Source organism: Bacillus sp. N6, from assembly GCF_052805735.1.
Genome location: NZ_CM127843.1, coordinates 316,707 through 339,164 on the forward strand (window position 1 = coordinate 316,707; position 22,458 = coordinate 339,164).

The 22,458-nt window shown below is 35.8% G+C and carries 20 protein-coding genes and 1 riboswitch; of the genes, 15 read left to right on the top strand and 5 right to left on the bottom strand.

All coding sequences use genetic code 11. From position 1 onward, the window contains the following. The first annotated feature begins 9 nt into the window (after positions 1 to 9). Positions 10 to 1,545: a bifunctional phosphoribosylaminoimidazolecarboxamide formyltransferase/IMP cyclohydrolase gene (gene purH / locus ACUXVC_RS01730; RefSeq protein ID WP_000745406.1), complete on the top strand. Its 1,536-nt coding sequence runs from the start codon at positions 10 to 12 to the stop codon at positions 1,543 to 1,545. Positions 1,546 to 1,810: 265 nt separating this feature from the next. After that, a complete protein-coding gene (gene purD / locus ACUXVC_RS01735; RefSeq protein ID WP_095691502.1) occupies positions 1,811 to 3,082 on the top strand; it encodes a phosphoribosylamine--glycine ligase in 1,272 nt (423 codons plus the stop codon). Between the two features lie 78 nt (positions 3,083 to 3,160). Here purD and ACUXVC_RS01740 read toward each other — a convergent pair whose 3' ends face one another. Further along, on the bottom strand, positions 3,161 to 4,339 hold the full coding sequence (locus tag ACUXVC_RS01740; protein WP_095691501.1) for a YbfB/YjiJ family MFS transporter: 1,179 nt from the start codon (positions 4,337 to 4,339) through the stop codon (positions 3,161 to 3,163). A gap of 122 nt (positions 4,340 to 4,461) precedes the next feature. Between ACUXVC_RS01740 and ACUXVC_RS01745 the strand changes: the two genes are divergently transcribed. Then, positions 4,462 to 5,331, top strand: coding sequence for a LysR family transcriptional regulator (locus ACUXVC_RS01745; protein ID WP_053565396.1), 870 nt, complete (start codon positions 4,462 to 4,464; stop codon positions 5,329 to 5,331). A 20-nt stretch (positions 5,332 to 5,351) separates the two neighbouring features. On the opposite strand, the gene ACUXVC_RS01750 is transcribed toward ACUXVC_RS01745, so the two are convergent. The 3 genes from ACUXVC_RS01750 to ACUXVC_RS01760 form a co-directional block, all read right to left on the bottom strand. Next, complete coding sequence (locus ACUXVC_RS01750) at positions 5,352 to 5,516, bottom strand: toxin-antitoxin system HicB family antitoxin (RefSeq protein WP_001085171.1); 165 nt, start codon at positions 5,514 to 5,516, stop codon at positions 5,352 to 5,354. A gap of 15 nt (positions 5,517 to 5,531) precedes the next feature. Then, complete coding sequence (locus ACUXVC_RS01755) at positions 5,532 to 6,377, bottom strand: SPFH domain-containing protein (protein ID WP_053565395.1); 846 nt, start codon at positions 6,375 to 6,377, stop codon at positions 5,532 to 5,534. A 219-nt stretch (positions 6,378 to 6,596) separates the two neighbouring features. Then, positions 6,597 to 6,974 (bottom strand): YgaP family membrane protein, encoded by a 378-nt coding sequence (locus tag ACUXVC_RS01760; RefSeq protein ID WP_000812341.1) that lies wholly within the window; start codon positions 6,972 to 6,974, stop codon positions 6,597 to 6,599. 294 nt (positions 6,975 to 7,268) lie between these two features. On the opposite strand from ACUXVC_RS01760, the gene ACUXVC_RS01765 reads away from it, so the two are divergent. The 7 genes from ACUXVC_RS01765 (at position 7,269) to ACUXVC_RS01795 (ending at position 17,732) form a co-directional block, all read left to right on the top strand. Continuing rightward, the gene (locus ACUXVC_RS01765; RefSeq protein WP_000272109.1) at positions 7,269 to 7,958 is read left to right on the top strand and encodes a heptaprenylglyceryl phosphate synthase; all 690 of its coding nucleotides are present in this window, start codon (positions 7,269 to 7,271) and stop codon (positions 7,956 to 7,958) included. A gap of 12 nt (positions 7,959 to 7,970) precedes the next feature. Continuing rightward, complete coding sequence (pcrA, locus tag ACUXVC_RS01770; protein ID WP_139213320.1) at positions 7,971 to 10,220, top strand: DNA helicase PcrA; 2,250 nt, start codon at positions 7,971 to 7,973, stop codon at positions 10,218 to 10,220. A 14-nt stretch (positions 10,221 to 10,234) separates the two neighbouring features. Continuing rightward, positions 10,235 to 12,244 (top strand): NAD-dependent DNA ligase LigA, encoded by a 2,010-nt coding sequence (ligA, locus tag ACUXVC_RS01775; RefSeq protein WP_023520911.1) that lies wholly within the window; start codon positions 10,235 to 10,237, stop codon positions 12,242 to 12,244. Positions 12,245 to 12,260: 16 nt separating this feature from the next. Further along, entirely contained in the window at positions 12,261 to 13,457 is a 1,197-nt protein-coding gene (locus ACUXVC_RS01780) for a CamS family sex pheromone protein (RefSeq protein WP_000717011.1), read from the top strand. 96 nt (positions 13,458 to 13,553) lie between these two features. Beyond that, positions 13,554 to 14,324 (top strand): TSUP family transporter, encoded by a 771-nt coding sequence (locus tag ACUXVC_RS01785; RefSeq protein ID WP_000391979.1) that lies wholly within the window; start codon positions 13,554 to 13,556, stop codon positions 14,322 to 14,324. A 153-nt stretch (positions 14,325 to 14,477) separates the two neighbouring features. Then, positions 14,478 to 16,025: an L-glutamate gamma-semialdehyde dehydrogenase gene (gene pruA / locus ACUXVC_RS01790; RefSeq protein WP_000259555.1), complete on the top strand. Its 1,548-nt coding sequence runs from the start codon at positions 14,478 to 14,480 to the stop codon at positions 16,023 to 16,025. A gap of 558 nt (positions 16,026 to 16,583) precedes the next feature. After that, a complete protein-coding gene (locus ACUXVC_RS01795; protein ID WP_053565392.1) occupies positions 16,584 to 17,732 on the top strand; it encodes an acyltransferase in 1,149 nt (382 codons plus the stop codon). A 99-nt stretch (positions 17,733 to 17,831) separates the two neighbouring features. On the opposite strand, the gene ACUXVC_RS01800 is transcribed toward ACUXVC_RS01795, so the two are convergent. Next, a complete protein-coding gene (locus ACUXVC_RS01800; RefSeq protein WP_053565391.1) occupies positions 17,832 to 18,389 on the bottom strand; it encodes a cysteine hydrolase family protein in 558 nt (185 codons plus the stop codon). Positions 18,390 to 18,631: 242 nt separating this feature from the next. After that, positions 18,632 to 18,737: riboswitch (SAM riboswitch) on the top strand. A gap of 123 nt (positions 18,738 to 18,860) precedes the next feature. On the opposite strand from ACUXVC_RS01800, the gene ACUXVC_RS01805 reads away from it, so the two are divergent. The 5 genes from ACUXVC_RS01805 (at position 18,861) to gatC (ending at position 22,449) form a co-directional block, all read left to right on the top strand. After that, positions 18,861 to 19,880, top strand: coding sequence for a methionine ABC transporter ATP-binding protein (locus ACUXVC_RS01805; RefSeq protein ID WP_098127373.1), 1,020 nt, complete (start codon positions 18,861 to 18,863; stop codon positions 19,878 to 19,880). Beyond that, the gene (locus ACUXVC_RS01810) at positions 19,870 to 20,535 is read left to right on the top strand and encodes a methionine ABC transporter permease (protein WP_001261865.1); all 666 of its coding nucleotides are present in this window, start codon (positions 19,870 to 19,872) and stop codon (positions 20,533 to 20,535) included. The genes ACUXVC_RS01805 and ACUXVC_RS01810 overlap by 11 nt, the downstream gene beginning before the upstream one ends. A 21-nt stretch (positions 20,536 to 20,556) precedes the next feature. Further along, the gene (locus ACUXVC_RS01815) at positions 20,557 to 21,411 is read left to right on the top strand and encodes a MetQ/NlpA family ABC transporter substrate-binding protein (protein WP_016083725.1); all 855 of its coding nucleotides are present in this window, start codon (positions 20,557 to 20,559) and stop codon (positions 21,409 to 21,411) included. Between the two features lie 369 nt (positions 21,412 to 21,780). Beyond that, a complete protein-coding gene (locus ACUXVC_RS01820) occupies positions 21,781 to 22,017 on the top strand; it encodes a YiaA/YiaB family inner membrane protein (protein WP_001254393.1) in 237 nt (78 codons plus the stop codon). Between the two features lie 141 nt (positions 22,018 to 22,158). Then, the gene (gene gatC / locus ACUXVC_RS01825; RefSeq protein ID WP_000086999.1) at positions 22,159 to 22,449 is read left to right on the top strand and encodes an Asp-tRNA(Asn)/Glu-tRNA(Gln) amidotransferase subunit GatC; all 291 of its coding nucleotides are present in this window, start codon (positions 22,159 to 22,161) and stop codon (positions 22,447 to 22,449) included. The last annotated feature ends 9 nt before the right edge of the window (positions 22,450 to 22,458 follow it).

A 22,458-nucleotide genomic window follows, 5' to 3' on the forward strand; every position in this document is an offset into this window, starting at 1 on the left:
GAAGGATAAATGAAAAAGCGTGCATTAGTAAGTGTTTCAGATAAAACAGGAGTAGTAGAATTTGTTAAAGGGTTACTAGAGCAAGGGATTGAAGTTATTTCAACAGGTGGTACGAAAAAGTTACTAGAAGAAAACGGCTTACAAGTAATTGGTATTTCTGAAGTAACTGGTTTCCCTGAAATTATGGATGGTCGTGTGAAAACTTTACATCCAAATATTCATGGTGGTCTATTAGCAGTTCGTGATAATGAAACACATGTAGCGCAAATGAATGAATTAGGTATTCAAGCAATTGATTTTGTTGTTGTTAACTTATACCCATTTAAAGAAACAATCGCTAAGCCTGATGTAACATTTGCTGATGCAATTGAAAATATTGATATCGGTGGCCCGACAATGATTCGCTCTGCTGCGAAAAATCATAAATTCGTATCTGTAATTGTAGATCCAGTAGATTATGATATTGTGTTAGCAGAACTGAAAGAGAACGGTGAAGTAGCAGAGGAAACGAAACGTAAACTAGCAGCGAAAGTATTCCGTCATACAGCAGCGTATGATGCGTTAATTTCTAACTATTTAACAGAGCAAATGGGTGAAGAAAGTCCAGAAACATTAACTGTGACATTTGAGAAAAAGCAAGACTTACGTTATGGCGAGAACCCACATCAAAAAGCAACTTTCTATAAAGCGCCATTCGCAGCAACTTCTTCTGTTGCATACGCAGAACAATTACACGGTAAAGAATTATCGTATAACAATATTAATGATGCAGACGCAGCGCTTAGCATCGTAAAAGAATTTACAGAACCAGCAGTAGTAGCAGTAAAACATATGAATCCATGTGGTGTTGGAGTAGGAACTAATATTCACGAAGCATATACTCGTGCTTATGAAGCAGATCCAGTATCAATCTTCGGCGGTATTATTGCAGCAAATCGTGAAATTGATAAAGCTACAGCAGAAAAGTTACATGAAATTTTCTTAGAAATTGTTATCGCACCTTCGTTCTCGCAAGAAGCTTTAGAAGTGTTGCAAAGTAAGAAGAACTTACGTTTATTAACTATAAATATTGAAAAAGCGACAAGTGCAAGCAAAAAACTAACTTCTGTACAAGGTGGACTTCTCGTTCAAGAGGAAGATACGTTATCATTAGATGAAAGTACAATTTCAATTCCAACGAAACGTGAACCTTCAGAGCAAGAATGGAAAGATTTAAAACTAGCTTGGAAAGTTGTAAAACATGTGAAATCAAATGCAATTGTTTTAGCGAAAGATGACATGACAATTGGTGTCGGTGCGGGACAGATGAACCGTGTAGGTTCTGCAAAAATCGCGATTACACAAGCTGGTGAAAAAGCACAAGGTAGCGCGCTTGCATCTGATGCTTTCTTCCCAATGCCAGATACATTAGAAGAAGCAGCAAAAGCGGGAATTACAGCAATCATTCAACCAGGCGGATCGATCCGTGATGAAGATTCTATTAAAGTGGCAGATACGTATGGGATTGCTATGGTGTTCACTGGCGTACGTCATTTCAAACACTAATAGAGGATGTTTAAAAAGTCCGGTCAAGATAACCTTCGCATGTCGTCGTTGCATCGCCAGTGCGGTACTCATGTAGGAAAGCTACACTCCGTGTCCTCCTGGCAAATGCGCCTAGATCTGCTCGGTGCTCTTGATCCTCCTTTTTAAACCTTTATTGAGATGGATGTTTAAAAAGTCCGGTCAAGATAACCTTTTATTGATATGAAAAAGCAAACTAGGAGCATAGCTTCTAGTTTGTACTTATTTAATTATTGGGGGATGAAATATGAATGTTTTAGTAATTGGCCGCGGTGGGCGTGAGCATGCTTTAGCTTGGAAGTTTGCACAATCTGCAAAAGTGAAAAAGGTATATGTAGCACCAGGTAATGAAGGTATGCGAGATGTTGCAATACCAGTTGATATTGATGAAAATGATTTTGATGCATTAGTTTTATTTGCCAAAGAGAATAATGTGGAATTAACTTTCGTTGGACCAGAAATTCCACTTATGAATGGAATTGTTGATCGTTTTAAAGAAGAGGGACTTCGCGTATTTGGTCCGAATAAAGCGGCTGCTGTTATTGAAGGTAGTAAAGCTTTTACAAAAGAGCTTATGAAAAAGTATGATATTCCAACTGGGGCGTACGAAACTTTTACCGATTATGAAGAAGCAGTACAGTACATTCAAAAAGTTGGTGCACCAATCGTTATTAAAGCTGACGGATTAGCTGCTGGTAAAGGGGTAACGGTAGCAATGACGCTTGAAGAGGCATTACAAGCTGTGAAAGAAATGCTACAAGATGTGAAGTTCGGCGCGGCAAGTAAGAAGGTTGTTATTGAAGAGTTTTTAGATGGACAAGAATTTTCATTAATGGCATTTGTAAATGGAACAACTGTACATCCGATGGTAATCGCTCAGGACCATAAACGAGCTTTTGATGCTGATAAAGGCCCAAATACAGGCGGAATGGGTGCATATTCTCCAGTACCACAAATTCCAGAATCAGCAGTCCAAGAAGCGATTCAAACCGTATTACATCCAACTGCTCAAGCGATGATCCAAGAAAATCGATCGTTTACAGGGATTTTATATGCAGGGCTTATTTTAACAAATGATGGTCCAAAGGTAATTGAATTTAATGCACGCTTTGGTGATCCTGAAACAGAAGTTGTATTACCTCGCTTAGAAAATGATTTAGTTGATGTATGTAACGCTGTATTAGATGAAAGTGAGTTAGTGTTAGAGTGGTCAGAGGAAGCAGTAATTGGTGTTGTACTTGCTTCAAAAGGATATCCAGAAGCGTATAAAAAAGGTGAAATTATTACAGGATTAGATCGTTTAGAAGATGCTATTGTCTTTCATTCAGGTACAGCGATGAAACATGGGGATTTTGTAACAAATGGTGGCCGTGTACTATTTATTGCTTATAAAGCGAAAGACTTACAAGAAGCGAAAGATAGAGTGTATAAAGAAATCGCAAAGATTGAAAGCGATGGCTTATTTTATCGTAGTGATATAGGATATCGTGCGATTGGGCATGAGATTACGCGAAGCTAACATATGTTAGCTTCTTTTTTTATAGGAAATAGAGTATAGTACGTTGAATCTTTTCAAGAGATTATAAACTATTTGTATCTATATACACTTTTTCTCTACCTGCTTACATCTTATTTCTCCAATTAATAATAGCAGTATTGAGATGATTAACGTAAGAGCAGCGACAAGGAGTGGGAGGGAAAAACTTTGCATTTGCTCTGCAATAATACCTGTAAAGATTGGACCGATAATTTGGCCAATCCCATAAACACCTGTCGTATAACCAATGATTTTATTACTTTCATTCGGTCTTATTCGTTTTGCTTCTGTAGTTGTTAAAATTGTAATTCCGACGAATGTAGCACCTAGAAGGAATGCACTTAGAAATGCCCCAAAAAGGTTTGGAATAAGGAGTAGAGAAAGTAAACTTATAATTTGTAACATATAGGCGGATGTAAGAGCTCGTGTTGGTCCGTACTTCCGAGCAACAGTGGACCAAATGTAACTAGATGGGATGACAGCAATACCGACAATAATCCAGCTACAAGATGCATAGAAGGGTGATAGTGTAATTCTTTCTACAATGGTGACAAGGAAGGTCCCTGTAATGATATAGCCAAACCCTTCGAATCCGTAAGCTAAAATAAGCCAAAATAAATAGTTTTTTCTATGAGATGTAGCTTGTATAGTACTTTTTGGTTGCTGTATAGTACGTCTACTGTCCTCTCTTAACCATTTCCATACAAGGATAGCTAAACTAAAACTAATAAGTCCTAACCCAATCCATGCACCTTGCCAATTCCAAATTGAATTGAATAAAGGTGCGAAACTTCCAGAGAAAATAATGCCAATTCCAACACCGCTATAAATCATGCCACCTAGCATGACTTTATTACTTTGAAATAAATAATCTAAAACAATACTAGAGGCAAGAACAAATACAATTGCACTTGTGAAACCACCGATAAAGCGAAGGGGAAACCATAAAAAGATATAAGAGGTTAAGCCCATACAAAGAGTTGAAAGAACATTGAAGAATAAACAGAGGTGTAATATTTTTTCACGATTTTTTATCGTAATGAATCCAATAAAGAATGCCCCAAGTAAATAACCAAGATAATTACTGGACGCTAAATATCCAGCGAGGTCATCTTCTATATGGGCTTGCTTTTCCATAAAAGAAATAATCGGTGTGTAGGCGAACCGACTAATACCCATGACAGCTATTAAAGAACATATCCCAGCTATAATCATTTTCCATGTTTTTGTTTCTTTCATATAATCTCCCTTCTTGAAATATCTTCTAATATATATGATAGAGGAATATATATGGGGCGTAAAATACTGATTTTTTATATGTAATATCAAAATTAATGATATGAACGAAGGGATATGAACGAATGAACTTACAAGATTTTGTAGCTTTTTATATGGTCGCGCAGGAGAAAAGTATTTCAAGAGCAGCTATTCGGTTGAATTTTGTTCAATCAAACATAACAGCAAAAATAAAACGGCTAGAAGCTGAATATGAAACACAATTATTTTATAGGCATCGAGATGGAGTCACATTAACACCAGCCGGAGAAAAGTTGTTAACATACGCTGAAAAAATGATTCAATTATTAAATGAATCAAAAAGGCAAGTGAAACATACAGCGGAGCCTGGAGGAGTATTGAAAATTGGAGCGATGGAAACAGCAGCAGCTGTTAGATTGCCCACGATTTTAGCTAATTATCATATGCGCTATCCAGAAGTGGAAATTATGTTGCAAACGCACAATACGGAAGAATTAACGAAGAAGGTACTCTTATATGAAATAGAGGGGGCATTTGTAGCTGATTGTATAGCTGATCCAGCTTTAGAAAAGATAGAAGTATTCCAAGAGGAAATGATGTTACTTTCAAAGCGGAATGTTTTGTGGGATAACGGATATTCAGAATCGCAGTCTTTTATCGTTTTTCAATCAGGTTGTTTTTATAGAAAAGTTTTAGAAGAATGGTTACTATCTGAAGGGATTGTTCCAAAAAAAATAATGGAATTAAATTCTTTAGACGGTATTATTGGATGCGTAAAAGCTGGACTTGGGGTGTCTATGTTACCACGTGAAGTAGCAGAGCAATTTGATAGCCATAAAGAACTTATTCATACACCGTTAGTACATGAAAACAGGTTTATTCCGACTTATTTTATTTATCGGAAAGATAGTGTGAGAACAGCAGCGTTAAGCAAGTTTATTGATGACTTGCTTTGTATAAAAACAGCCCGCTGAAAATTCAGTGGGCTGTTTGTTCATGCATCTTTATCTTTCTTCAATTTTCCTTTTTGCTTTGCCATTTCTCGAAGTAAATACTCGATGTGTGCATTGACGCTACGAAACTCATCATTTGCCCATTTTTCGATGACTGCGTGTAATTCAGGATCAATACGTAATGGAAAGCTTTTCTTTTTAGCCATAATTACTTATAGCCCTTAGTATAGGCTTCCTGTATTAATAACTGGTTGCGCACCTTTATCTGAAACGATGGCAACTAATAGGTTGTTTACCATATTCGCTTTACGCTCGTCATCTAATTCAAGTACGCCTTCCTCATCTAACATATGGATTGAATCCTTCGCCATCTTCACAGCACCTTCAACAATCTCTTTTCTAGCAGCTAATACCGCTTTTGCTTGTTGACGTTGTAGCATCGCATGGGCAATTTCTGTTGCATAAGCTAAATGTGTTAAACGAGTTTCTAATACTTCTACGCCTGCGATTTCAAGGCGCGCTTCTAACTCACGCTTTAATTCTTCAGAGATTTCTTCAGTATTCCCGCGTAACGTAATGCAAGTTTCATCTTGGAAATTGTCATAAGGATATTTTGTTGCGACGTGGCGGATTGCTGTTTCACTTTGAATTTCTACAAATCGATCGTAATGTTCAACACCGAACATTGCTTTTGCAGAATCAACTACTTTATATACAATAACAGCTGCAATTTCAATCGGATTTCCCTCAACATCGTTTACTTTTAATTTCTTACTATTAAAGTTTTCAACACGTAATGAGACAGTTTGACGGAATGCGAATGGAATTGTTAAAAATAAACCATTTTGACGAATTGTTCCTAAATAATTACCAAAGAACGTAATAACTTTCGCTTGATTCGGTTGAACAATACCGATACCTGTAGCGAGAATTGCGGCTAATATAATAGTTAGTGCTGCTCCTACGAAAATTTCTTGTGCAAGGAAAAATATACCGATAGCAGCTAAAATCAAAATTCCAATAATACCGAGAAAACCATTTACATAAAATACTTGTTTTTCTTTCATATGATCGCCTCCTGATATAAAAATGATATCACTTTTATATCATTTTAAGCAAGGGGTATGCACCTAATTTTCTGAAATTTATTGATTGATATCTTTTATGTACATTTTAAAGTTAGAAATAAGAATATACGTTCTGTTTTATGGTAAAATAAAGAAGACTTAACCGCCCACTGCAGCAGCTAAGTCCCTTTGAGAGCATCTTGCATCGTGACAAATGATTCAAAGCGGTTTTGCCAGGATTATTTCTTCAATCGCTGACTCAATCTCTTTGTCAGAAGCGTCATAACTTCCCTTTGACTTTGGCTTGTCATGAGCGGAAGTTTGATTCACTTCTTCTTTAGCATGTCCTTTTTCAGTAAAATTCATGCCAGGCATTTTAAATGCGCCCATATTCATGTATTTTCCAAATTTCCACGCTTCAACAATAGGGCAGAAGCGAACAATTCCCTCTGCAACTTTCATTGCACCAATCCATAGAAAAATGTTAGACCAAGTGCACCACGGCTTGCGTACAAGTTTAGTTGCACTACATCCGAAGAGGACAAGCCCAAGTGTAATTCGAATTAGAGCGTTTATTGTCCCGATGTTTTGCTTCATTAGAAAAACACTCCTTTTTATGAAAATTGAAATAGTAAATACTACTTCTCTTATTAGTATCCCGTGTGATTTTTGGGATATGTAATCCAACATTTGACGTTGAAAAAGATGTTGGATTCGGCGTGTGTGTCAGTAGCTTTTTTTGTTATAATGAAAGAATGCATAAAAAGAAGGTGAAATTAAATCCTTCTTTTTGAAAAATATTTAATAGCTATTTTAAAAAATCAAGATAAAAACTAACTGTTATTTTAAACAGAACTATAGATATAACTAGAGAAAAGGAAGGGTGTTTTCATGTACGATATTTCCGGATGGAAACATGTATTTAAGCTTGATCCAAATAAGGAGTTAAGTGATGAATATTTAGAAATGATTTGTGAGTCTGGAACGGATGCTGTTATTGTAGGCGGAAGTGATGGAGTTACAATTGATAACGTATTACACATGCTAGTTAGCATTCGTAGATATGCAGTTCCTTGTGTATTAGAGGTTTCTGATGTAGAAGCAATTACACCAGGATTTGATTTTTATTACATCCCAAGTGTTTTAAATAGCCGAAAAGTAGAATGGGTAACAGGTGTTCATCATGAGGCATTGAAAGAATTTGGGGATATTATGGACTGGGACGAAATTTTTATGGAAGGGTATTGTGTTTTAAATCCCGAAGCGAAAGTAGCCCAGCTTACAGATGCGAAATGTGATTTAACAGAAGATGACGTTATTGCATATGCGCGTTTAGCAGACAAGTTATTACATTTACCGATATTTTATTTAGAATATAGCGGTACGTATGGAGATGTTGAACTTGTTAAAAATGTAAAAGCAGAATTGAAACAAGCCAAGTTATATTATGGCGGTGGTATTTCTAATGCAGAACAGGCGAAAGAAATGGCGCAATATGCTGATACAGTAGTTGTTGGAAATATTATTTATGATGATATAAAATCGGCGTTAAAAACAGTTAAAGCAGTAAAAGGAGAGTAGGTGCAGGCGTATATGAGTATGACAGATAAGTTATTAAACGGTTTAAATCCACAGCAACAAAAAGCAGTACAAACAACGAATGGACCACTGCTACTAATGGCAGGTGCAGGTAGTGGTAAGACACGCGTGTTAACACACCGTATTGCGTATTTGCTTGGTGAAAAAGGTGTAGCACCATGGAATGTACTAGCTATTACCTTCACAAATAAAGCAGCTCGTGAAATGCGCGAGCGTATTGATAAACTTGTGGGACCAGAAGCAGAAGATATTTGGATTTCGACGTTCCACTCTATGTGTGTACGTATTTTACGACGCGATATCGATCGTATTGGTATTAATCGTAACTTTACAATCTTAGATTCAGGTGATCAGCTAACTGTAGTCAAAAAAATTATGAAAGAGCGCAATATTGATCCGAAGAAATTTGAGCCGCGCTCTATTTTAGCGGGTATTAGTAATGCAAAAAATGAACTGTTATCTGCGGATAAATATGCAAAAAAAATTACAATGGCTGATCCATATGAAAAATTAACGAGCGATGTATACACAGAGTATCAAAAACGTCTTTTGAAAAATAATTCATTAGACTTTGATGATTTAATTATGACGACTATTCAGCTATTTGAACGTGTTCCAGAAGTATTAGAGTTTTATCAGCGTAAGTTCCAATATATTCATGTTGATGAGTATCAAGATACGAACAAAGCGCAATATCTTCTTGTTAAACATTTGGCAGCACGTTTTAAAAATCTTTGCGTTGTAGGTGACTCTGACCAGTCTATTTATCGCTGGCGTGGTGCAGATATTTCTAACATTTTGTCATTTGAAAAAGACTATGAGAATGCACAGGTAATTTTGTTAGAACAAAACTATCGTTCGTCACAAAATATTTTAAATGCAGCGAATGCTGTTATTGAAAAAAATACGAATCGTAAACCGAAGAAATTATGGACAGACAATCAAGTTGGAAGTAAAATCTCGTATTATCGTGCCGCAACTGAAAAGGACGAAGCATATTTTGTTGCGAAAAAAATTCGTGACGATCTTCAAATGGGGAAACGAAAATACACTGATTTTGCAGTGCTATATCGTACGAATGCTCAGTCTCGTATGGTCGAGGAGATTTTCCTTAAATCTAACATTCCGTACAAAATTGTCGGGGGAACTAAGTTCTACGACCGTAAAGAGATTAAAGATATTTTGGCGTACTTACGTTTAATCGGTAATCCAGATGATGAAATTAGTTTTGCACGTATTATTAACATGCCAAAGCGTGGTATTGGTGCGACTTCTATCGATAAAATTATTAATTATGGTGTGCAAAACGGAATTTCATTAACTGCTGTATTTGATGAGATTGAGCATGTTGGAGTAAGTGCAAAAATTACAAAGGCAGTAAAAGAATTCGCAAGTTTATTACACAACTGGGTAAATATGCAAGAGTATTTATCTGTTACAGAATTAGTAGAAGAAGTTATTGAAAAAACAGGCTATCGCGATATGTTGAAAAATGAGCGTTCTTTAGAAGCGGAAGGTCGTTTAGAAAACTTAGACGAATTCTTATCTGTTACGCAAACATTTGAATCTCAAAGTGAAGATAAGAGCCTTGTTGCATTCTTAACAGATTTAGCACTTGTTGCTGATATTGATCGTGTAGATGAAGACCCAACTGCTGGTGAAGAAGTTATTTTAATGACGATGCACTCAGCAAAAGGATTAGAGTTCCCGGTTGTCTTTATTGTTGGTTTAGAGGAAGGGATATTCCCTCATACTCGTTCTCTTATGGAAGAGGATGAAATGCAAGAAGAACGTCGTCTTGCTTATGTAGGTATTACTCGTGCAGAAGAAGAGTTATATTTATCTAATGCGCAAATGCGTACTTTATTTGGTAGAACAAGTATGAACGCTGCGTCTCGCTTCATTACAGAAATCCCGGCAGAACTAGTGGAATCATTAAATGAAACAGCGCCGAAGCGTGAAAATTCGTTTGGTGCAAAAGGCAGAACAACAAGTAGCAGTAAAATGACAACGACAACCGCAACACGCTCTCGTTCAGCTTTCGCGCGTCCAGCAGCTAAGACGACAGGCGGTGAGCAAATTGGCTGGGCAGTAGGCGATAAAGCTTCCCACCAAAAATGGGGAATCGGTACAGTTGTAAGTGTAAAAGGTGAAGGTGATGCAAAAGAATTAGATATTGCGTTCCCAAGCCCGATTGGTGTTAAACGTTTGTTAGCAAAATTTGCACCTGTGACGAAACAATAGAAAGGAATGAGGATATGTCAAAAGAGATAGCAAAAAAACGTATAGAAGAACTGCGTGATTTGTTAAATACATTTAATTATCAATATCACGTATTAGACAATCCTTCTGTTTCTGATGCGGAATATGACCGTGATATGCAGGAGCTTATAAAATTAGAAGCAGAGAACCCAGAGTTTATGAGTGAAGATTCTCCCTCCGTTCGCGTTGGGGGAACTATTCTTGATATATTTGAAAAAGTAACACATAAGTCACCAATGTTAAGTTTAGGGAATGCATTTAACGAAGGGGATTTGCGTGATTTCGACAGAAGAGTATGTCAAGGAATTGATGGTGCGAATGTAAGATATATATGTGAATTAAAAATTGACGGGCTTGCCGTTTCGCTTCATTATGAAAAAGGACGCTTCATTCAAGGGGCGACACGTGGTGATGGTGTAACGGGTGAAGATATTACTCAAAATTTAAAAACGATTAAAGCTATCCCACTTCGTTTAAATGAAGAAGTAACGTTAGAAGCACGAGGCGAAGCTTATATGCCGAAGCGTTCATTCGTTAAACTAAATGAAGAAAAAGAGCAAAATGGAGAAGATGTATTTGCGAATCCGCGTAATGCAGCAGCAGGTTCAATACGTCAACTTGATCCGAAAATTGCAGCGAAGCGTAACTTATCTATGTTTGTGTACGGTCTTGCGAATGTAGAAGAAAAAACAATTCCATCGCACAGTGAATCGCTTGATTTCTTAGGTGAACTCGGATTTAAGACAAATCCAAATCGCCGTACATGTGAAACAATCGAAGAGGTTATAGCTTATGTAGAAGAATGGCAAGAAAAACGTCCGCATCTTGATTATGAGATTGATGGAATCGTTATAAAAGTAGATGATGTTGCTCTTCAAGAAAGTCTAGGAACTACAGCGAAGAGTCCACGATGGGCGATTGCTTATAAATTCCCAGCTGAAGAAGTTGTAACGAGACTAACAGGCATTGAATTAAGTGTTGGCCGAACAGGGGTTGTAACGCCGACTGCAGAGCTAGAGCCAGTGAGAGTTGCTGGTACGATTGTTCGCCGTGCTTCTTTACATAACGAAGATTTGATTCGTGAAAAAGACATTCGAATTGGTGACTACGTTGTTGTGAAGAAGGCTGGAGATATTATTCCTGAAGTTGTGAACGTTATTTTTGATAAGCGTACTGGTGAAGAAGAAGAATACCGTATGCCAACGCATTGTCCAGCATGTGAGAGTGAACTTGTTCGTTTAGAAGAAGAAGTAGCACTTCGATGTATAAATCCGACTTGTCCGGCTCAAATTCGAGAGGGATTAATCCATTTCGTTTCAAGAAATGCGATGAATATTGATGGACTTGGAGAACGTGTCATTACACAACTCTTTGATGCAGATTATATTCGTACATTTGCTGATTTATATGCATTGACGAAAGAGCAATTATTACAGTTAGAACGTTTTGGTGAAAAATCAGCAACAAACTTAATACAAGCAATTGAAAATTCTAAAGAAAACTCGTTAGAGCGATTATTATTTGGTCTTGGAATTCGCCACGTTGGAGCGAAAGCAGCACGTACATTTGCAGAGCACTTTGAAACGATGGATGAGCTTGTAAAAGCAACAGAAGAAGAACTAAAAGCAATTAATGAAATTGGCGAAAAAATGGCTCAATCTGTTGTGACATATTTTGATAATGAAGATGTATTAGAGTTATTACAGCAGTTTAAAGAGTATGGCGTGAATATGACATACAAAGGTATAAAAATTGCAGATTTACAAAATGTTGAATCTTACTTCGCAGGAAAAACGGTTGTTTTAACAGGTAAGCTAGAAGTTATGGGACGAAGTGAAGCGAAGAAGAAGATTGAGGCATTAGGTGGAAAAGTAACAGGAAGTGTTAGTAAGAGTACGGATTTGGTTGTTGCAGGTGAAGCAGCTGGTTCGAAATTAGCACAAGCGGAGAAACATAATGTTGAGGTTTGGAATGAAGAGAGGTTCTTACAAGAGCTAAATAAGTAAGAGGTGCAAACTTACCATGAAAAAAATAGCATTAGCGATATTAAGCCTGGGCCTACTTGTAAGTGGGTGTAGTGCAGGTGCCGACAAAGATGAAAAAGTGGCTGAGAAATCGGGGAAAGCAAAAGAACAATCAGTTGTTCCAAAATACGCTATTTCGGATGAATATTATAAGACGACTATTCCATTTGATGGTGGAAATGCACGTGGTTTAGTGGTGCAAGGACTAAATAGTCGTCTTGATATAGATGAATTTGAAACAGGATTAATGCGAATTGCAAAAGAATCATTTAATACGAAAGATAATTTTTTAAAAGGCGGAAGTGCTCTAGATACTCAAGTGATACAGATGCTTGTTAAAAGAAAACGTACAGATGCTGAACAAAAGGAACTAGAGGACAAATTAAAAAAAGATGCAGTTAAATTTCCTAATATAGGATTAAACCCTGCGTTAGGAACGGGATCCGAATCACTAGAAGTGAAAAATAAAAAAAATCCAATATATATTTCAAATATTTTAGAGCATGATTATTATGTGAAAAAAGGCGATAACAGCGAGGAACGTGTTGGTATGGTAGTTGGATTAGCAATGAATTCTGTTCAATATTTTAACGAAGAGCATGGTTATCCACGTGAAGCTGCAATCCCGGATGAAAAGATGTTAGCTGAAGGGAAAAAAATGGCGCAAGAAATTTTGAAAGTCATACATCAAAAACAACCTGATACAAAAAATATTCCGATAACATTTGCGATTTATCGCCAATCTCCAAAGTCTTCGCTCGTACCAGGTAACTTTGTTTCTTATGCAAATGTAGAAAAAGGTAGTGAAACGGTTGAAGATTGGAAACAAATTAATGAGAAATACTATTTGTTCCCATCAGAGCAAGCGAAAACAGATAATAAACGTGAAGATCTTGCAAGAGTATCCAACTTTAAGGCAAAACTAAGCGATTATTTCCAAGGCGACTATACAGCTGTTATTGGTACTGGTATGTATAGAGATGATGAATTAAGAGAAATGAAGCTTGATATTCCTGTCCAGTTTAATGGAAAAGCTGAAATAATTGGTTTTACACAATATGTGGCAGGGCTTGTTATGGAATACTTCCCGAATTATATGAAAGTACAAGTAACGATTAAATCTGTAGAACGCCCAGAAGCTATTATTATACGTGAAGCAAAACAAGATGAACCACTTGTGAAAATTTTAGATTAAATATGAAGGCTGTTCCTCTATGGAACAGCTTTTTTTCTTATGTAATTTTGTTATAATTTAAAATGTTGTAAATAATAGGGGTAAGGGGTAAAGTTCATGGAAGAATTAAGTTTTCAAGTCATTATTTTATTAATTGCATTCGGTTTTTTAGCAGCTTTCATTGATTCCGTTGTTGGAGGAGGAGGATTAATTTCGCTTCCTGCGCTTATGTTTGTTGGCTTATCGCCGGCTTCAGCAATTGCAACGAATAAATTAGCGGCAACAATGGGGACGTTTACGAGTGCGATGTATTTCATTCGATCAGGAAAAGTTGATTTTAAAATTGTAGGAAAGTTAATCCCGTTAACTATTGTTGGAGCTGTTGCAGGTGCTTTAGTAGTAAAATTTATTCCATCGGATATTTTACGCCCATTAGTACTTGTAATGTTGGTATTTATTGCTATTTATATTATTGCAAAAAAGAATTGGGGAAGTGTGTCTACCTATAAGAAGATGACGCAAAGAAAAACATTAATATTTTTCTTTGTTATTTTAATGATAGGATTTTATGATGGATTTTTTGGACCAGGGACAGGGTCATTTTTAATTTTTGCATTTTTATTAATTGGTTTGGATTTTATTCAAGCGGCAGCATCTGGAAAACTTTTGAACTTTGTTAGTAATATTGTATCTTTAATTACTTTTTTATTTTTAGATATAATTCATTTTGAATACGGTATTATCATGGGATTATCAATGATCTTAGGTGCTTATTTGGGATCGAAGTTTGCGGTTCAAAAAGGCGTTGGATATGTAAGGACTTTATTTTTATTAGTTACTATATTATTGATTGGGAAAAATGTTTTGGAATATACTCATATTTTGTAGATTCATACGCATGTATGAATCTCTTTTTTTATTATATTTTAAAAATTTATTAATTTTTAAAATATAAGTCTAGGAATATTTGAATAAATCTAAATTATCGTGTAGAATAATGTTGTAAAATGTAAACGTTTTTCTAAGGGGAGGCTAAAAAAAATGGTAGTAGCATACAAACATGAGCCATTTACAGATTTTTCAGTGGAGGCTAACAAATTAGCGTTTGAAGAAGGTTTAAAGAAAGTAGAATCTTATCTTGGACAAGACTATCCATTAATTATTGGGGGAGAAAAAATTACTACAGAAGACAAAATTGTTTCTGTAAACCCTGCAAATAAAGAGGAACTTGTTGGTCGTGTTTCAAAAGCAAGCCGTGAGTTAGCTGAAAAAGCAATGCAAGTAGCGGATGAAACATTCCAAACTTGGAGAAAATCAAAGCCAGAAATGCGTGCAGACATTTTATTCCGTGCTGCAGCAATCGTTCGTCGCAGAAAACATGAATTCTCTGCTATTCTTGTAAAAGAAGCAGGTAAGCCATGGAATGAGGCAGATGCTGATACAGCAGAAGCAATCGACTTTATGGAATATTATGGTCGTCAAATGTTAAAATTAAAAGACGGTATTCCAGTAGAAAGCCGTCCAATTGAATATAATCGTTTCTCTTACATTCCATTAGGAGTAGGTGTTATCATTTCTCCTTGGAACTTCCCATTCGCAATTATGGCAGGTATGACAACAGCTGCTTTAGTTTCTGGTAACACAGTATTACTAAAACCAGCTAGTACAACTCCTGTAGTAGCAGCGAAATTTATGGAAGTATTAGAAGAAGCTGGCTTACCAGCTGGCGTAGTAAACTTCGTTCCAGGTAATGGTTCTGAAGTTGGTGACTACTTAGTAGATCATCCTCGTACACGTTTCGTAAGCTTCACGGGATCTCGTGATGTAGGTATCCGTATCTATGAGCGTGCAGCGAAAGTAAACCCAGGCCAAATTTGGTTAAAACGCGTTATCGCTGAAATGGGCGGTAAAGATACAATCGTTGTTGATAAAGAAGCAGATCTTGAATTAGCAGCTAAGTCTATCGTTGCATCAGCATTCGGATTCTCAGGACAAAAATGTTCTGCATGTTCTCGTGCAGTAATCCACGAAGATGTATACGATCACGTATTAAATCGTGCTGTTGAATTAACAAAAGAATTAACAGTTGCTAACCCAGCAGTATTAGGTACAAACATGGGTCCTGTTAATGACCAAGCTGCATTCGATAAAGTAATGAGCTATGTTGCAATTGGTAAAGAAGAAGGTAGAATCTTAGCAGGTGGAGAAGGAGACGATTCTAAAGGCTGGTTCATCCAACCAACAATCGTTGCTGATGTTGCAGAAGATGCTCGCTTAATGAAAGAAGAAATCTTCGGACCAGTAGTAGCATTCTGTAAAGCAAAAGACTTCGATCATGCACTTGCAATTGCAAACAATACGGAATACGGTTTAACAGGTGCTGTTATTACTAACAACCGTGACCATATTGAAAAAGCACGTGAAGACTTCCACGTTGGTAACTTATACTTCAACCGTGGATGTACTGGTGCAATCGTAGGTTACCAACCATTCGGTGGCTTTAACATGTCTGGTACAGACTCTAAAGCTGGTGGACCTGATTACTTAGCACTTCACATGCAAGCAAAAACTACTTCTGAAACTTTATAAGAAATAGTAGAGGAGCTCTTCACAAAGTGTGAAGAGCTCCTTTTAAAATTGAAACCCCATGTATTACCGTCGTTCGAAGAGAATGAGCTAAAACCTATTAATAGCGGGATAAACATGTAAACAGAAATAAAATAATGAGAAAAGTTGACGTATTAGTCATATTTTTTAGTATTCATTTTGAGAATTTCCTGTATAATACAATTTGAAAGAAAATCTATGGTTCGACAAGGAACACTCCTTTCGGTTTTGCTCACTGAAAGGAGTGTTTTTTTATTGACATAGATCAAGAGTTTTGATTTCGGAATGTTCAATAATTAGATAGAAGAAAAACTCTCTATTTAAGTAGTTGATTTGGAAAATATTAAATATATAAGAAAAAAATTGAATTTATTTTTAGGGTTTTGTATAGTATACTAAGTGGTTTTATAATCGAATATCGAGATTTTAAGTTTCAGTTATTATTTTAATATTGATTATATTCTGGCATAATAGATTTGTACTTTTGGAAAAGACAAAAATGGTGAGGGGAAATGTTATGTGGGAAGGGATGATTGTTAGATGAATAAAAAGAATTATGTTGAATATGTTGACGTACTACGTGTATTTTCGATGTTTGCGGTAGTGTTTCTTCATACTGCTGCAGGAAGTTTACGGGGGAATATCGGTTCGGGTACTTGGCATATAACGAATGCACTGACAACTGTATTTAGTACAAGTGTACCTATCTTCTTTATGATTTCTGGTGCGATGTTAATGAGGAGTAGTAAAACGGAATCACTTAAAATAACTTATACAGAACGTTTGCCAAAATTAATTGTGCCATTTATTATATGGTCAACTATTGCTGTGTTATACTTTACGCCAAGGCCGATACAAATAACAAATGTTATTAAGAGTATTTTATACATACCGAATCAAGCAGCGACAGTACATCTTTGGTTTATGTATGCCATTATTCCTTTGTATATTCTTTCTCCTCTTTTAAAGAAAATGGTAGATGCTTTAAGTAAAGAGCTTATAAAGTACATGTTAATTCTTTGGTTTATAGTAAGTTCGCTATTGCCAACAATTGCAGTACTAGTTCCAAATGAATTAAAACCAATATTTACGTTGTATCCTAATTTTGATATGAACTTTTTAGGCGGATATATAGGGTATTTCCTCATAGGTTATTATTTAATGACATATGAGAAGAAGGTATCCAAAAGGTTGTTACTATCCATAATCGTTATAGATACACTTTTAATTATATTGGGTACTTGGTATGCAACGGTTAAAATAGGGGAATACTCTGAGGATTTTAAGGCATACGTTAGAGTATTCGAAGTAATGCTTTCAGGTTCAATCTTCTTATTAGTAAAAGAGTATTTTAGAAATTACTCAATGAATCCGTTTATGTTTAAGTGGATACAAATTTTATCTGCTTTTTCATTTGGTGTGTATTTAATGCATAATTTAGTAGTTGTATATATTGGGAATAGATTGAATATTTGGCCAGCACAATCAATTTGGATGTTATTAGTTGCTTTCATAATAATTACAGTTATAACAATGATAGCAATTATAATTTTTGCAAGTATAAAAATCACATGTTATCCATTAACAGGAATGAGTTTTAAGGAAGCTTCTCGTACATGTAATATTCAATTTTTATGGGGAAATTGGACTCAATCAAAAGATATTAAAAATGATAATGTATCAATGTAAATAATTAGTGAGATTTTTATAAGTATGATATGAATTCCTCAAAATAGGGCATGAATAGATGGTAAATATAATATAGTCGAAAAAAATCCTTTTGAATTTTCAAAAGGATTTTTTTCGTTGGACAAACTCTTTTGTGCTAAGTATTTCCGCATATATATTATTCAAACTTGCTAAAATTGTATTATGAATATAAACAGCTGGTATAGTAGCATTCTTAAAAGAAAGGTCTTTTGTAGCACAAGCATCATGTATAACGGTACATTGAAATCCAAAATCGAATGCAGCCCTTACTGTAGCATCAATACACATATGAGTCATCATCCCGCATACGACGACATGTTCAATGTCTAAACGCTGTAATTGCTCTAGAAGATTAGTTTCTCGGAAGCTATTTGGATAATGTTTGACTATAACTGTTTCTTCTCTAAGTGGACGTACGCTTTCGTGAATATGTACACCTTCTGTATTAGGTAGGAAAAAAGTAGCGTCATCTTTTATAGCTACGTGTTGGATATGAAAAATAGGTTCGCTGTTTGTTCTAAAGTGTTGTAATAACTGATTAGCATATTCGCTTGCTTCTACTGGATTACGCAATTCCATCTTTCCATTTGGAAAATAATCGTTTTGAATATCGACGAGTAAAAGAGCTGTTTTCATATATTTATCTGCCTCCGAGTTTCATATTCAAATAAATTTATTCAATTCGTAGAGAGGATTCTCCTGTTTAAAAATATGAGGAAGAAGAATTTTAAATAACCTTGAAAGTTACTATTTTCTCATGAATTTTCATCTGAAAATTTTAATAAAGGAATAATTAATATTTTTCTAAAAAATGTATTGACTCTTATTATTCTGAGTTCTATAATGAGAATTAATTAAATGACAATTAAATCGATACATTCTTATCCAGAGAGGTGGAGGGACTGGCCCTACGATACCTCAGCAACGGGTTTTTTAATACCGTGCTAACTCCAGCAAGCCATATAAAGGCTTGGAAGATGAGAAGATGTGAACGAGTACATATAAGTGCTCTCCTTCTTATCTTTATGGTTGATAAGAAGGAGAGCACTTTTTATTTTACCTCGAAAGCTCTACTTCAAGTTTTTACAGCATATAGGAGGGGAAAAAATGATTTTTTTTAACAATGTAAGTAAAGTGTATGAATCAGCTGGGCGATCTGTTCATGCGGTGGAGGATGTAACATTATCAGTTGAGAAAGGCGAAATTTTTGGCATTATCGGTTTTAGTGGCGCTGGAAAGAGTACATTATTACGCTTAGTAAATATGTTAGAGAGACCAACGTCAGGAACGATTGCAATAGATGATAAAGATATTACATCATTATCGACGAAAGAATTGCGCAAACTAAGACAAAGAATCGGAATGATTTTTCAAAGCTTTAATTTATTTAATTCAAGAACAGTGTTTGGGAATATTGCTTATCCATTAAAGTTAGCGAAATTGCCAAAGAACGAGATAAAGGAACGAGTGAATGAACTGCTGAAGTTTGTAGGGTTAGAAGATAAAGCAAACTATTATCCAGAACAGCTATCAGGGGGACAAAAACAACGTGTTGGTATTGCTAGAGCACTTGCGACATCGCCAGATATTCTTATATGTGATGAGGCAACATCAGCCTTAGATCCAGAAACGACGACAGAAATTCTAAACTTATTAAAGAAAGTAAATCGAGAATACAATTTAACAATCCTTCTTATTACACATGAAATGCATGTTGTGAAAGAAATTTGTCACCGTGTAGCTGTAATGGAGAAGGGAAAAGTTATTGAAGAAGGAAAACTGTTCGATGTTTTCACGCAACCAAAAACAAAGACGACTCAAAACTTTGTACGTTCTGTTATTAATGATTATTTACCAGAAAGTGTTCTAGCGAAAATTCAAAATGGTGGTCAAATTTATCGTCTAACATTTACTGGTGAGGAGACAGGACAGCCGGTACTATCATATATCGCAAAAAACTATAACGTCGATGTAAATGTACTGTACGGAAATATTATTGAACTTCAAAATGTGCTATTTGGAAATCTGCTTGTAGAATTGCAAGGTGAGCAGAGGGAAATTCAAAAAGCATTACAACATCTAAGACTGCAAGTGCAGCTGAAGGAGGTAGAAGCTCATGCGAGTTGATTGGAGTATATTTTGGCCGCGCATACTAGATGCGACGGGGGATACCCTCTTAATGGTAATTGTAACCCTTATATTCGCTACAATTCTGGGTATACCTCTAGGTTTACTTTTATATGTAACGAGAAAAGGAAACTTTTTAGAAAATAAATGGGTCTTTTCTATTCTTAACATCATAATTAATACAATTCGTCCGGTACCATTCATTATCTTTTTAGTAGCTTTAAGTCCACTAACGAGAAGCGTTATTGGAACGACGATTGGAACAGCAGCAGCAATTTTCCCGATGACGTTAGTCGCATCAATTGGTATTGCTAGAATGGTTGAAACAAATCTTGTTTCCGTTCCGAAAGGAGTAATTGAGGCAGCACAAGCAATGGGCGCCTCGCCAATTAGAATCGTTTTTGAAATCCTTGTACCAGAAGCGTTAGCACCATTAATCTTAGGTGTCACATTTATGACAGTTGGTTTAATTGAATTTTCTGCAGTTGCTGGGCTTGTCGGTGGTGGCGGTCTTGGTGACTTGGCAATGACATATGGTTATCAACGTTTTGATACATCAGTTATGTTTGTAACGGTTGTTTTACTTATTATTCTCGTACAGATAGCTCAAAATTTAGGAAACTACTTTGCGAAAGTCTTGTTACGCAGATCATAAAAAGGAAGAGAGGAAAAGAAAATGAAGAAAATTTTAGCATTTGCATTATCAGCAATTGTAGGCGTCTCAGCATTAAGTGGCTGCTCAAGTGGAGACACGGGTGCAGGAGCGAAAGAAAAAGTAGTTCGCGTCGGTGTAACTGGAACGGATGGAGACGCTTGGGAAATTTTGAAGAAAAAAGCTGAAAAAGAAGGGATTAAGATTAAACTGGTGGAGTTCTCTGATTATACAACTCCAAATAAAGCTTTAGCTGATGGAGATATTGAATTAAACTCATTTCAGCATATTGCTTTCTTAGAGCAATTTAAAAAAGAGCATAAGTTAGATATTACAGCTGTTGGTACAACACAAATTGCGCCAATGGGTTTATACTCTGAAAAATATAAGAAGGCAAATGAAATTCCAGATGGTTCAGAAATTGCAATTCCAAACGATCCAACGAACCAAGCGCGTGCATTAAAACTTCTTGATGCAGCTGGAGTATTAAAGCTTAAAAAAGATTTTGGCTTATTTGGAGATCCAAGCGGCATTGCTGAAAATCCGAAGAAGTTAAAAATCACGCCGGTTATCGCACAGCAAACACCTCGTGTGTTAAAAGATGTAGCGGCATCAGTTATTAATAACGGTGTTGCTGGTCAAGCTGGATTAGATCCAGCGAAGGATCCTATTTTCTTAGAAGATCCAAAGAATGAAAATGCGAAGCCTTATATTAATATTTTCGCAGCTCGTACGAAAGATAAAGATGATCCAACACTGAAAAAAGTAATTGAACTATACCATTCAAAAGAAGTAACAGATGCAATTAAGAAAGAAACAAATGATGGTTCAATTTCAGTTGATCTTTCACTTGAGGAGCTTGAAAAGATCGTAAAATAATGATTGAGTTTAATGGACTAACAGAAGGAACCCCTCCGCTGTTAGTTCGTTCAACATATAAACTTAACAAACGAACCCTAATTCTGTACCTTTCAATTTTGTATAACGTAGAATCCAATGTTTGTTAAGTAGAGTAATGGACCAGGAGTTTTCCTGGTCTTTTTTTATGAATGAAAGTAGCTAGCGAACAGTAAGGTAATCTGAAAAACCAATTGTTTAGATTGTTTTTTCAGATTAGGCAGAAAACTTTCTTTGAAATAGTATTCTTTTATGATAGATTTATAAATATAAAACTAGAATTTACATAAAAATCCATCATGGTAAATATACTTATCTATAATGGGTATACAGCTAACGAGGGGGAGAACGATGAGAAGACGTAATACGCAAGCGTTCACGTTTTTAGCATGGACTTCATTTGTTTGTGCGCTTTCAGGTATGCTAATTGGGATTTATACGTTAGATGAAACGCTTAGTGTAAAAGGATACTATTTAATTGGAACATTATTTTTAACGATGTCTTGTTTTGTATTACAAAAAACAATTCGTGATAATGAAGAAGATAACGAGAGATTTCCGAAAAATAAACCGTTAGATAAAGAGTAGATTGTAAAGAAAGGCATTTGCCTTTCTTTTTTTATGTAAAAATGGCGTAAGTACTCTGTGTTGACTTGCTTGAAGTACTGAAAATTTGGTATCATCAATAGTATTGTAGATTGAACGATATATTATGGAGGTGGCCTAGCCGTGTCAAGAATTTCCGTTGAGAATGTAAAGCACGTAGCACATTTAGCACGTCTTGCAATTACTGATCAAGAAGCAGAAAAATTTCAAAAACAACTAGATGCAATTGTTACATTTGCAGAACAGTTAAATGAATTAGATACAACAGATGTAAAACCAACAACTCATGTATTAACTATGAAAAATGTTATGCGTGAAGATGTACCAGAAAAAGGTTTACCAGTCGAAGAAGTATTAAAAAATGCACCGGATCACAAAGATAATCAAATCCGTGTTCCAGCAGTATTAGAATAGAGGAGGGGA

Bases quoted from the DNA above. Each gene is read 5' to 3' on its own strand.
- ACUXVC_RS01820 (WP_001254393.1), top strand. From the start codon at position 21,781: ATGAGAAGACGTAATACGCAAGCGTTCACGTTTTTAGCATGGACTTCA.
- ACUXVC_RS01800 (WP_053565391.1), bottom strand. From the start codon at position 18,389: ATGAAAACAGCTCTTTTACTCGTCGATATTCAAAACGATTATTTTCCA.
- ACUXVC_RS01750 (WP_001085171.1), bottom strand. From the start codon at position 5,516: ATGGCTAAAAAGAAAAGCTTTCCATTACGTATTGATCCTGAATTACAC.
- ACUXVC_RS01785 (WP_000391979.1), top strand. From the start codon at position 13,554: ATGGAAGAATTAAGTTTTCAAGTCATTATTTTATTAATTGCATTCGGT.
- ACUXVC_RS01815 (WP_016083725.1), top strand. From the start codon at position 20,557: ATGAAGAAAATTTTAGCATTTGCATTATCAGCAATTGTAGGCGTCTCA.
- ACUXVC_RS01810 (WP_001261865.1), top strand. From the start codon at position 19,870: ATGCGAGTTGATTGGAGTATATTTTGGCCGCGCATACTAGATGCGACG.
- ACUXVC_RS01795 (WP_053565392.1), top strand. From the start codon at position 16,584: ATGAATAAAAAGAATTATGTTGAATATGTTGACGTACTACGTGTATTT.
- ACUXVC_RS01765 (WP_000272109.1), top strand. From the start codon at position 7,269: ATGTACGATATTTCCGGATGGAAACATGTATTTAAGCTTGATCCAAAT.
- ACUXVC_RS01805 (WP_098127373.1), top strand. From the start codon at position 18,861: ATGATTTTTTTTAACAATGTAAGTAAAGTGTATGAATCAGCTGGGCGA.
- ACUXVC_RS01745 (WP_053565396.1), top strand. From the start codon at position 4,462: ATGAACTTACAAGATTTTGTAGCTTTTTATATGGTCGCGCAGGAGAAA.
- ACUXVC_RS01760 (WP_000812341.1), bottom strand. From the start codon at position 6,974: ATGAAGCAAAACATCGGGACAATAAACGCTCTAATTCGAATTACACTT.
- purH (WP_000745406.1), top strand. From the start codon at position 10: ATGAAAAAGCGTGCATTAGTAAGTGTTTCAGATAAAACAGGAGTAGTA.
- ACUXVC_RS01780 (WP_000717011.1), top strand. From the start codon at position 12,261: ATGAAAAAAATAGCATTAGCGATATTAAGCCTGGGCCTACTTGTAAGT.
- ACUXVC_RS01755 (WP_053565395.1), bottom strand. From the start codon at position 6,377: ATGAAAGAAAAACAAGTATTTTATGTAAATGGTTTTCTCGGTATTATT.
- ligA (WP_023520911.1), top strand. From the start codon at position 10,235: ATGTCAAAAGAGATAGCAAAAAAACGTATAGAAGAACTGCGTGATTTG.
- ACUXVC_RS01740 (WP_095691501.1), bottom strand. From the start codon at position 4,339: ATGAAAGAAACAAAAACATGGAAAATGATTATAGCTGGGATATGTTCT.
- pruA (WP_000259555.1), top strand. From the start codon at position 14,478: ATGGTAGTAGCATACAAACATGAGCCATTTACAGATTTTTCAGTGGAG.
- purD (WP_095691502.1), top strand. From the start codon at position 1,811: ATGAATGTTTTAGTAATTGGCCGCGGTGGGCGTGAGCATGCTTTAGCT.
- pcrA (WP_139213320.1), top strand. From the start codon at position 7,971: ATGAGTATGACAGATAAGTTATTAAACGGTTTAAATCCACAGCAACAA.